The following is an 11,770-nucleotide window of genomic DNA, read 5'->3' as shown; positions in this document are numbered from 1 at the left end:
GAAACGTCTCCGCACTCCCTCGGCCCCGGGAACACGGCATCGACGGTACGGAGATCAGGTGGCACGGGCGAAGAGGTTGCTGGCGGCGGTCGCGGGCGCGGTGCTCACGGTGGTCCCGCTCGGGATCGCGCCACCCGCGCAGGCGGTGGTCGGCGGGCAGGAGGCACGGCCCCATCAGTACCCCTTCATGGCGGGACTCGTGGACGTCCTCGAACGGCGGGTGATGTGCGGTGGCGCGCTGATCGGCGACCGGTACGTCCTCACCGCCGCCCACTGTCTGACGGGCTCGTACAGCGATCCGACGCGGGTGGGGGTGCTGCTGGGCGACCACGACCTGACGACCGGGGCCGACAGTCCGCACGCGGTTCTGGCCTCGCCCGCCCGCTTCGTCCCGCATCCTGACTACGACCCCGGCACCCAGCGGAACGACATCGCCCTGGTCGAGCTCGCCGAACCGCTCGCCCTCAATCGTGACGTGCGCCCCATCGGGCTGCCCGTGACCTCCGCGCCCGGTGTCGACGGCACCCAGGTCGAGGTGCCGGGCTGGGGCACCACCTCGTTCGGCGGCCGCACGTCCGACGTGCTGCGGACCGTGGCCCTCTCCACCATGAGCAACGCGGCTTGCGCGAGCCGGGGCATGGCGCAGATCGCCCCCACCCAGATCTGCACCTACGCCCCCGGCCGGGACACCTGCCAGTACGACTCCGGTGGCCCGCTGGTCCGGACGGTCCGGGGGCGGCCGTACGTCGTCGGTCTGGTGTCCTACGGCAAGGAGTGCGCGACCGACACCCCCGCCGTGAACACCCGGGTGCGCTCCTACCTCAGCTGGATCGAGCGGACGACCGGCCGGCTGCCCCGCGTCTCATGAGGGCGGTGTAGAGCAGCAGCGAGGCGGCCAGTCCGACGGCCCAGCCGTAGTCGGACAGGGGTTTCAGGAAGGGGATCAGTCCGTCCTCGGGGAACGGGCCGGTGCCCGGGGCCGAGTGGGAGCCGCCGACGGCGAGGACACCGCCGACCACGAAGGCGAGCACGGCCGCCGGGTTCCAGCCGCCCCGGTACCAGTACGGTCCGTCGGCCCGGTAGAGCCCGGCCAGGTCGAGGACGGTGCGGCGGACGAGCCAGTAGTCGGCGATCAGGATGCCCGCGACCGTACCGAGGAGTCCGCCGACCAGGCCGAGCCAGGTGAAGATGTACAGCTCGGGGGTGGCGGTCAGCTTCCACGGCATGATGAGGACGCCGACGACCCCGGTGATCAGCGCGCCGGTACGGAAGTCGATCCGTTTCGGAGCGAGGTTGGCGAGGTCGTACGCCGGGGAGACGACGTTCGCCGCGAGGTTCACCGACAGGGTGGCGACCAGCACCGTCACCAGCGCGAAGAGCAGCCCGAAGACGCTGTCGGACTTGGCGGCGAGGGCCACCGGGTCCCAGACGGGCGCCCCGTACACGGCCTGCGATCCGGAGGTGACGAGCACCGAGAGGAACGCGAACAAGGTCATGGTGGTGGGGAGGCCGAGGGACTGTCCCAGCACCTGGGAGCGCTGGCCGGCGCCGAAGCGGGTGAAGTCGGGGATGTTGAGGCTGAGTGTCGCCCAGAAGGCGATCATGCCCATGAGCGCGGGGAAGAAGACGGTCCAGAAGTCGGCGCCCCAGCCGAGCTTCGACGGCTGGTCGAGCAGCGGTCCGAGGCCACCCGCCTTGACGGCGATCCAGCCGAGGAGGACGAGCGCGCCGATGATGACGAAGGGCGCGGCCCAGTTCTCGAACCGGCGCAGGGCTTCCATCCCCCGGTAGATGATGGCGAGTTCGAGGGCCCAGAAGAGGACGAAGCAGAGCCAGAGGGTCCAGGGCCGGCCGCCGATCGTCGACGCGTCCGCCCAGCCGCCGCCGAAGACCTTGTCGAGCAGGACGAAGATGCCCTGGCCGCCGATCCAGGTCTGGATGCCGAACCAGGCGCAGGCGACCCCGGCCCGGACGAGGGCGGGCAGGTTCGCCCCGCGCAGCCCGAAGGAGGCACGGGCGAGGACGGGGAAGGGGATGCCGTACTTGGGTCCGGCGTGCCCGGTGAGCAGCATCGGGAACAGGACGACGACATTGGCGAGGGCGATGGTGAGCACCGCCTGCTTCCAGTCCATGCCGAGGGCGACGAGACCGGAGGCGAGCATCCAGGAGGGGATGTTGTGGGCCATGCCGACCCAGAGGGCGGCGAAGTTGTACGTGGTCCAGCGGCGTCGGGCGACGGGGACGGGGAGCAGGTCGTCGTTGACGAAGCGCGGGTCGTCGGGGGTGGCGCCGGGGGCCAGCTCGACGCGGTCACCGGGTGCGGCGGGTGCGGAGGGGCCCGGGGATCTTTCCGGGGGGACGGTGGCGGTCATACGGAGGAACCCTTCGTTCGGCGGGGAGGACGGAACGAGGTGTCGCCCGGAGCGGGCGCGGGGTGCCATGCCGGATCGGCTCCGTCGTGGTCTGTCAAGGACCACTTGTGGCCAAGGAGCCGGGGGCCGATTCTTCCACTCGGTGCGCGACGCGGGTAGACCCCCGGCACCACGGCGGACGCCGCGAGGCGGCTACGACGGTCCGCGTACGTGCAGATGGCCGTCCAGCGGGAAGGCGGGGGGCGTCGCCGGCAGGATCCGGGCGAACGGGTAGCCGCATTTCTCCGCGACGCGGCAGGAGGCCTCGTTGTCGGACTGGTGGAGGAGTTCGAGGCGTTCCAGGCCGTCGGCCCGGAAGGTGTCGAACGCCCAGGCGGTGAGGGCTGCCAGGGCCCGGGGCGCCACACCCCGCCCACGGGCCCGTGCCACCGTCCAGTAGCCGACCTCGGCGGACGGCCTGCCGGGGGCGACCTCCTTGAGTACGACCCCGCCCGCGAGCCGCCGCGGCTCCGCGCCGAACGGCGCCTCGACGACGGCGAAGCCGAGCCGCCCGCCCGTCGCACGCGCCTGCTCCTGCGCCCGGACCCACGCCAGTCCGTCGTCCTCGGTCCCGATCGCCGAGATCGCCCACCGGCCCAGCGCGGGATCCCGGTAGGCCTCGACCAGCTCCGCCACATCGTCGACGTGCCAGGGGCGGAGGAGGAGAGCGGGGGCGGTCGGCGTGGCGGGAGCCTCGATCAGGTCGGTGGGGTTCATCGGCTGATCGTATCCAGCGGGAGGACGACGCCGAGGACGGCCGAAACCCCGGCGGGGCGCCCGGCGGAGTCCGCGCTGCCGGAGCCTGCGGGCCCGGGCCGCGGACGATGTCGGCTGCTCGTGCGCGACGGATCGGCGGACGACCGGCAGGTGGCCCGGCAGGAGGATCTCGGCCAGGAGGGCCCCGGCCTCCTCCGCGACCGGCGGGCCCCGGCGGTCCGGTGTCCGATCATCGACCTTGTCCGCGATCTTTTTGAACGTGTACGTTCAACGCGCGGTCGCCGGGGTGGGTTCACGGCCGCGGTTCCACGGAACGTTCCGTGTCCCAGGTCGAGTTCAGTCTCCAGAGGGGGTCGGGGGCATGATCGTCCTCGCGTCGGCTCGTGCGCGCGTCAAGAGTGTGCTGGTGGCCATGGTCGTCGCGTTACCGGCGCTGGGCGTCGTGCCGCCCGAGTTCGCCACGGCGGCGGCACCTCGGACGGGTGCGGACTCGGCGGTGCAGAGCCCCGAGCACCCCGAGGGCACGTCGTTCGACCCGAACCAGATCAAGGACATCAAGGCGGCCGACCCCGGCTCCGGGGTGAACCTGGTCGAGCCGCCCACGGCGAACAACAGCGGTGAGGCGCGGCTTTCGTACCCGCTGGAGGTGCCGAAGGGCCGTGCCGGCCTGGAGCCGAAGCTGGCCGTCACCTACAACTCGTCGGGGACGAGCGGGTGGCTCGGCGTCGGGTGGGACGTCACCACCCCGATGGTCACGGTCGACACCCGGTGGGGTGTGCCGCGCTACGACGCCGGACTGGAGACCGAGAGCTATCTGCTCAACGGCGAGCAGCTGACCCCGGTGGCGCACCGGAGCACGTTGCGGGCACGCACCGCCGAGAAGGTGTTCCACTCCCGGGTGGAGGGCCGGTTCGACCGGATCGTGCGCCACGGCGACAGCCCCACGAACTACTGGTGGGAGGTCACCGACAAGCGGGGTGTCCGCACCCTCTTCGGCGGCACGGCCGACAGCACGCTCGCCGACGGCACGGGTCGCGTCGCCACCTGGGCGGCGCGGGAGGTCCGCGACGGAAACGACAACGTCCTGCGCTACCGGTACGCCAAGGTGTCCGACGGCGGCACGGCGGACTCCGCGGTGCCGGGCAGCGAGCTGTACCCGCGGAAGATCACCTACACCGGCCGCGGCGACACCGACGGCAGGTACTCGGTGACGTTCGTCCGGGACCGCGAGCGCGGCGAGCCCCGCCGGGCGGACGTGCGGATCGACGCCAGGTACGGGTTCAAGAAGGTCACGGCCGACCTGCTGCGGCGCGTCGAGGTCAAGCTGGACGACCGGCTGATCCGTGCCTACGAGCTGAACTACCGGACCGGGGCGTTCGCGAAGACGCTGCTCACCTCGGTGTCGCAGTTCAGCGAGAGCAACCAGCTGTTCCACACCCACACCTTCGACTACTTCGACGACGTGCGTGACCCGTCGGGCGCCTACAACGCCTTCGCCGGCGCGGCGGGTTGGTCGGTGCCGGACGACGACCTCGGGGTGAACATCCGCGAAGGCGAGGCCAGCGCCATCTCGGCGAACACGTCGGCCGGCTTCGGCGCGCACCTGTTCGCGGGCTACAACGTGCAGGGTCTGCCGACCAAGGAGGGTGCCGTCGGGTTGAAGGTCGGGTTCAGCGCGGGCCGGTCCGACGGCCTGTCCACGCTGACCGACGTGAACGGCGACAACCTTCCGGACAAGGTGTTCCGCAAGAACGACGAGGTGTTCTACCGGCCCAATCTGGCCGCACCGGGGGGTGAGCCGAAGTTCGGCGACACGCCGGTCAGACTCGCCGGCCTCCCGGGAATCTCGACCGAGCGCACCCTCTCCGGCACCATCGGCGTCGAGTCGTACGTCCTCACCACCTCGGCCCAGCTGGACTTCGTGGGCACCACGACCACCTCGGACCGGTTCTTCAGCGACGTCAACGGCGACGGCATCACCGACCTGGTGAACAACGGCGGTGTGCTGTTCGGCTACCTCGACGCCCAGGGGCAGCCCGCCTACAGCGCGGACTCCACCCGCACCCCGGCGCCGATCGGGGGCGGCGCGGTGACCGGTCAGATCGTCGGCGACCAGACCGCGCAGTTCAACCAGCAGGTGGACAACTCGCCGCTCCTCGACACGGTGCGCCGCTGGGTCGCGCCGTTCGACGGCACCGTCCGCGTGGACGGCGGCGTGCGGCTGACCCAGGATCCCTCCCCGGAACGGGCGGCCTACACCAAGGCCGACGGCGTGCGGGTCACCGTCCAGCACAAGGACGCCGAGCTGTGGTCGCAGCGGATCGGCCCCGACGACCACTCCGAGTTCACCCCGGGCCATGTGGAGTCGGTCCCGGTGAAGAAGGGCGACGCGCTCTACTTCCGCACGCAGTCCGTTCTGGACGGCAGGTACGACACCGTGGCATGGGACCCGGCGATCACCTACACCGACCTGCCGGCAGGTGTGGACGCGAACGGGTTGGCGAACACCGCGTTCCGCGCGTCGTCCGACTTCACCTTCGGTGGCAGGCCGTCCCTGGTGACCGTGCCGGTGAACGGCACGCTGCGGCTGACCGGTGACGTGGTCAAGTCCAAGGCGACGTCGGACGACGTGACCGTCGTGATCGAGAAGGGCAACGGTGTCCACCCCGGCACGGAGGTGTTCCGCAAGGTCCTGCCCGCCGCGTCGACCGGCACCTCCGCGATCGATCTGAGCATTCCGGTCAGGACCTTCGAGAAGATGTCGTGGAAGCTGAAGACCGACTCCCCGATCGACGTCTCCGCCGTGAGCTGGGCCCCGAAGGCGCACTACACGGCCGCGCAGGGGGTCGAGTCGGTCGTCGACGCCAAGGGCGATCCCACCCTGGTGATCACCCCGCCGTACGACATGACGATGTTCCCGGCGGACACCCTCACCGCGCCGCAGCAGTCCTACAAGGCGACCAGGACCGGCCAGTTGAAGGTGCGGCCGAAGGTGTCCTTCAACTTCAACCTCCTCGGTGACGCCAAGATCGCGCTCACGGTGAAGAAGCGCGGGGGGCAGCTGCTCGGCAAACGGATCTTCCAGGCCAAGGACACCTCCCCCTTCGGTGGCCCGAACCTGGACCTGACCGTCCCGGTCACCGCCGGCGACGAGCTCTACATCGACTACTCCACGGCGGAGACCGGCCTGCTCGGACTGCTCGTCGAGCAGTCCGCGTCGGTCACCTACGACGTGACGTCGAGCTGGCCGGCCTTCACCCCGGCGCCCAGCGCCCTGCACGGTTCCGTCGGCCAGGGCGCCTTCGCCCAGCCCTACCGCGGCTGGGGTGTGATCGGCTACCAGGGCAACCGCGACCGTGCCGCCCAACCGCTCAAGCAGGCCGAACTCACGCTGGACCAGAGCTTCAAGGACGCCCTCCCCAAGGAGCCCAAGGAAGCGGACGTCGCGCCTTTCGCCGCGAAGCCCCGGCTCGCCATGCCGCGCCTCGCGGTGTTCGCCCCCGTTCCCGCCAAGGGCGGCTGGGCCGCTCAGGACGAGTCCTCCTGGATCACCTCCGCGATGGCGACCAGCTCCCGCCTCGGCGCGGACACCATCGACATCGTCACCGACGCGGACGTGGCCGGCGACCGGGCGGTGATGCGCCGCGGTGTCACCGGCCAGGTGTCTGCCACCCTCGCGGCCGGCCCGTTCGGCGGCACCGTGGTCGGCGGGATCACCGCGGGTTCGGTGGACTACCTCGACCTCAACGGCGACCTCTACCCCGACGTCGTGGGCGCCAAGGAGGTCCAGTTCTCCGACATGACCGGCGCGCTCGGCGCCACGCGCGGCACCCTCGGCGGCAACGTGCGCGAGGCGGACAACGTCTCCGGGAACGTGTCGCTCTCCGCGGGGAGCGAGACCGCCACCATCGCCAGCGCCCTGGGCATGGCGGCGCCCGACGCGGGCACCAGCGCCAACACGGCCAGCACCGGAGCGGTCCAGCCGTCGCTCGGCATCGGCGGCAGCCTCGGCGGCGGCGAGTCCGACGCCCGCGTCGACCTGATCGACATCAACGGGGACGGGTTGCCCGACAAGGTGTACGGCGACGGCGACGCCCAGCTGAACCTCGGCTACTCCTTCGCCGCCCGCGAACCCTGGTCGGCCGGACCGATCAACGACGCGTCCACCCGCAACGTCGGCGTCAGCCTCGGGTTCAACGTCGACCGCTACGGCTTCGCGGGCGGCGTCTCCGCCGAACTGGGAACCTCGTTCACCCGCGCGAGCATGACGGACGTCAACGGCGACGGCCTCACCGACCGGGTGTTCACCGACGGCGACAACCCGATCAAGGTCGCCGTCAACACCGGCACCGGCTTCACCGCGCCCGCCCCCTTCCGCGGCGGCTTCACCGAGATCGCCGTCGACAAGAACGCCAGTCTCGGCGCCGGCGTCTACTTCACCGTCGGTCTGCCCACGCCCGTCGGCGTCTTCGTCTTCAACCCCGGCGCCAGCGCGTCCACCGGCATCAGCCGGGCCGAGACCATCCTGCGCGACGTCGACGGCGACGGCCTCGCCGACCACGTCAGGTCGACCCGCGACAGCGAGATGCTGGTCGCCACCAACAAGACCGGGCGCACCAACCTCCTGCGCTCGGTGTCGCGCCCGATGGGCGCGCGGATCGACCTGGACTACGCCCGTACCGGGAACACCCAGGCCATGCCCGAGAGCCGCTGGGTCCTGTCCCGCACCATGGTGTTCGACGGTCGGACCGGTGACGGGGCCGACACCCGACGCACGGCCTACCGCTACGAGAACGGCAGGTACGACAGATCGGAGCGCGAGTTCCGCGGCTTCGGCAAGGTCGTCACGGAGGTCCGCGATCCCGGTGCGGACGATGCCCTCTACCGGTCGGTGACCGACGAGTACCGGACCGACAGCGTCTACACCAGGGGCCTGCTCGCCCGCACACTCACCGCCGACGGCGCGGGCCGCCCGTTCACCGAGATCGTCAACACCTTCCAGCTCCGCGACATCGCCACGGGCGAGGCGGCCGATCCGGCGAGCACCACCGCGTCGGTGTTCCCTCAGCCGACCCGGGTGGACACGAGGTTCCACGAGGGTGCGCAGGAGCCCGCGAAGAGCACGCACACCGTGATGACCTATGACGAGTACGGCAACCTGACGGGATCGTTCGACGCCGGGGACGAGGGCGTCGAGGACGACGTCCGAACCGACTTCGGGTACACCACGTCGGACCCGGCGTGCCGGGACCGCAACCTGGTCGGGACGGCCTGGTCCGTGTCCCGGCGCGCGGTCGCGACGGACACCTCGCTCCAGCGTCGCGAGGCCACGGTGGACTGTGCGACCGGGGCGCTGCGGCAGATCCGGGAGTACGTGAACCGGACCGACATCGCCGTCACGGACCTGGAGTACCACCCGGACGGGAACCTGCGGTCGGTGACCCGTCCGGCGAACGAGTCCGGTCAGAGGTACAGGCTGGAGTACGGCTACGACCCCGTCGTCGGCGTGCACATCGAGTCCGTCGTGGACAGCTTCGGATACCGGTCGGCCACGACGCACAACCTGTTGTACGGCCTGCCGGAGCGGAGCACCGACCAGAACGACCAGCCCCTGACGAGGTCGTACGACAGCGTCGGCCGGCTGGACACGGTCACCGGCCCGTACGAGGCGGGCAGCGACCAGGTCACCGTCGACTACGAGTACCACCCCGAGGCGGCGGTCCCGTACGCCACGACGAGGAACCTGGACCGGGACGTGGGCGGCGTGCGGGGCGACACCATCGACACCGTCACGTTCGGCGACGGTCTGAAGCGGGTGCTGCAGACCAAGAAGGACGCGTCGGTCGCCGCGTCGCCGGGGGCGGCGCCGCAGCCGGTGATGACGGTGTCCGGGCGGCTGACGTTCGACTTCCTCGGCCGCACGACGGAGACGTACTACCCGGTGACCGAGCCCAAGGGCGCGGCGAACACGACGTTCAACGCCGCGTTCGACACGGTGGCCCCGACGAAGAACTCGTTCGACGTGCTGGACCGGCCGGTCCGGACGGTGCGGCCGGACGGGACCAGCACGACCGACGCGTACGGATTCGGGCCGGACCGGGCGGGTGTGACGAGGTTCGAGAGAACGGCGACCGACGCCGAGGGCAGGCAGCGCCGTATCTACACCGGCATCCGCGACACGACGGCGGCGGTGAAGGAGTTCAGCGGTTCGACGCCCGTCTGGACCAGCTACGCGTACGACCCGCTCGACCGGATCACGACGATCACCGACGACGGGAACAACGTCACCCGTGCCGAGTACGACGGCCTCGGGCGGCGCACGGTGTACGACAACCCGGACGCGGGCCGGACCGAGACGCGCTACGACCTGGCCGGCAACGTCACGGCGAAGATCACCGCGAACCTGCGGGCCGCGGGCCGGACCATCGAGTACGACTACGACTACGCGCGGGTGAAGGCCGTTCGTTACCCGACCTTCCCGGCCAACGACGTCACCTACTCCTACGGCGCCCCGGGCGCGGCGGACAACACCGCGTCACGGATCACCGAGGTCCGGGACGCGGCCGGGACGATCACCCGCGGCTACGGGCCGCTGGGTGAGCTGACCAGGGAGACGCGCACGATCAGCGCCGCCGGCGGGACACCCCGCACCTTCACCACCACCTGGCGCTACGACACGTTCAACCGCGTGCTGCAGCTGACCTACCCGGACAGCGAGGTGCTCACCTACGCCTACGACTCCGGTGGCCAGGTTACGCGGGCGACGGGGGCCAAGGGCGGGACCGACCACACCTATCTGGAGCGGCTGGACTACGACAAGTTCGGCCAGCGGACCCTCCAGGAGACCGGCAACGGAGTGCGCACGGCATACACGTACGACGCCGAGGACCGCAGGCTGGCGACGCTGCGGTCCGAGGCGGCCGACGGTCCGGTCTTCCAGGACATGAGCTACGCCTACGACGACGCGGGCAACGTCACGTCGCTGGCGAACTCCGCACCGCGGAACGCGGTGATCGGCGGCCCGAGCTCCCAGTCCTACGGCTATGACGACCTGAACCGGCTGACGTCGGCGTCCGGGCGGTACACGGACAGGAACGACAAGGCCAACACGTACACCCTGACGCTGGGCCACGACTCCGTCGGCAACACGACGAGCAAGTCCCAGCTCCACGAGATCACCGGCGGAGTCCCCGCCTTCCCGGTCGGCACCGGGGCCCCCGGGCCGATCGAACCGGTCGACGACCCGTCGAACCCCGCCGACGTGCAGGACCGGACGAGCTACGACTACGGCTACACGTACGACGGTGACAAGCCGCACGCGCCGAGCCGGGTCGGCCCCGTCACCCAGGCCTACGACGCCGACGGCAACCTCACCGCCACGGTGAACACCGCCGCGGCGGGCAAGCGCAGGCAGTACGTGTGGGACGAGGAGAACCGCCTCGCCTGCAACCAGGACACCCTCACCACAACGGTCGAGCAGAGCCCCGCGGGCTGCGCGGACGCCACCGTGTCCTACGTGTACGACGCCGCGGGCGAGCGCGTGGTCAAGAAGGGCGAAAGCCTGTCCCTGTACCCCAACCGGAACTACAGCGAGCGGGACGGCACCGGCTACAAGCACGTCTTCATCGGCGAGACCCGTCTGACGACCACGACCGTCGCGGAGGGCGCCGAGAACACGCGGTCGTACTTCCACACCGACCACCTCGGGTCGTCCGGGTACGTCACGGACGCCTCGGGCGCGGTGACCGAGCACCTGGAGTACTTCGCGTCCGGGGAGACCTGGGTGGAGGAACGGGCCGGGCAGGCGGACACTCCGTACCGGTTCACCGGCAAGGAGCTCGACAGCGAGACGGGCCTCAACTACCACGGTGCCCGCTACTACAACCCGCGCACCCAGCTGTGGGCGAGCACCGACCCGGCCCTGCCGGAGTACCTCGACACCAAGCTGGCGGGCGGGATCTCCGAACCGCGCAACCTCGCCGCCTACACGTACGCGCACAACAACCCCGTCAAGCTGGTCGACCCGACGGGGCGGGCGCCCGAAGCGGCGTCACCCTACGAGACGATCAAGAACTACATGGCCGGGGAGATGTGGGGCAACTCCCGGTCCGAGCAGGTGCGGGAGATCAGGTCCCTCAACATGGACCCCAGCCGGGCACGCTGGCTCAAGCCGGGCTACTGGGGCAACAAGAAGGAGGCCGCCGGCCTGTGGAAGGAGCTCGTCAGGACCGGCGGCCCGTGGGACCACAAGGGCGAGGTCAGGGCGAGGAACGGGGGCAAGGAGTTCGACTGGACCGACATCTCCGGGTCGGCCGAGGCCACCGGGCACGAGCTCCAGATCCGGGACGACTTCTGGTCCAACGCCCACTACGGCTACGTGGGCACGGCGGCGGGGTTCGGCCGCCTGATACTGCAGGGGGCCGCGATGGGGGTCGACCTCTGGGAGAACCAGGATCTTTCCAAGGCGGACATCGAGGCCATCGGATTCGGCATCGACCTGTTCGACACGTACGGGTACGACGTGACCCCCGAGATCCTCCACGCCGAGATCCTGCGCAACTGGGAGATCATGGAGGTCATGGGAGTGGTCCGGAAACGGCAGTGACACCTGTCGGTGGGCGTGAGCCACGCTCAGGGGCGGC

The 11,770-nt window shown here is 70.7% G+C and carries 4 protein-coding genes; 2 read left to right on the top strand and 2 right to left on the bottom strand.

Features of this window, described 5'->3' with window-relative positions; translation table 11 throughout:
* The first annotated feature begins 58 nt into the window (after positions 1-58).
* Positions 59-868 carry a serine protease gene (locus OG392_RS30150; RefSeq protein WP_329284634.1) on the top strand — a complete coding sequence of 270 codons (810 nt, stop codon included), beginning with the start codon at positions 59-61 and terminating at the stop codon, positions 866-868.
* Here the strand turns inward: OG392_RS30150 and OG392_RS30145 are convergent.
* Both OG392_RS30145 and OG392_RS30140 read right to left on the bottom strand, forming a co-directional pair.
* Positions 822-2,372: an NCS1 family nucleobase:cation symporter-1 gene (locus OG392_RS30145; protein WP_329284631.1), complete on the bottom strand. Its 1,551-nt coding sequence runs from the start codon at positions 2,370-2,372 to the stop codon at positions 822-824. The two genes, OG392_RS30150 and OG392_RS30145, sit on opposite strands and share 47 nt — an antisense overlap.
* Positions 2,373-2,564: 192 nt before the next feature.
* Positions 2,565-3,128 carry a GNAT family N-acetyltransferase gene (locus OG392_RS30140; RefSeq protein ID WP_329284630.1) on the bottom strand — a complete coding sequence of 188 codons (564 nt, stop codon included), beginning with the start codon at positions 3,126-3,128 and terminating at the stop codon, positions 2,565-2,567.
* A 361-nt stretch (positions 3,129-3,489) separates the two neighbouring features.
* Between OG392_RS30140 and OG392_RS30135 the strand changes: the two genes are divergently transcribed.
* Complete coding sequence (locus tag OG392_RS30135; protein WP_329284628.1) at positions 3,490-11,733, top strand: SpvB/TcaC N-terminal domain-containing protein; 8,244 nt, start codon at positions 3,490-3,492, stop codon at positions 11,731-11,733.
* The last annotated feature ends 37 nt before the right edge of the window (positions 11,734-11,770 follow it).

Origin of the sequence: Streptomyces sp. NBC_00691, assembly GCF_036226665.1 — a bacterium.
Classification (GTDB): Bacteria; Actinomycetota; Actinomycetes; order Streptomycetales; family Streptomycetaceae; genus Streptomyces.
This window is presented reverse-complemented; position numbering and strand designations above follow the sequence as displayed.

What these genes read in the sequence shown, in the direction of transcription:
- OG392_RS30145 (WP_329284631.1), bottom strand. Translation starts at nt 2,372, where the DNA reads ATGACCGCCACCGTCCCCCCGGAAAGATCCCCGGGCCCCTCCGCACCC.
- OG392_RS30140 (WP_329284630.1), bottom strand. Translation starts at nt 3,128, where the DNA reads ATGAACCCCACCGACCTGATCGAGGCTCCCGCCACGCCGACCGCCCCC.
- OG392_RS30135 (WP_329284628.1), top strand. Translation starts at nt 3,490, where the DNA reads ATGATCGTCCTCGCGTCGGCTCGTGCGCGCGTCAAGAGTGTGCTGGTG.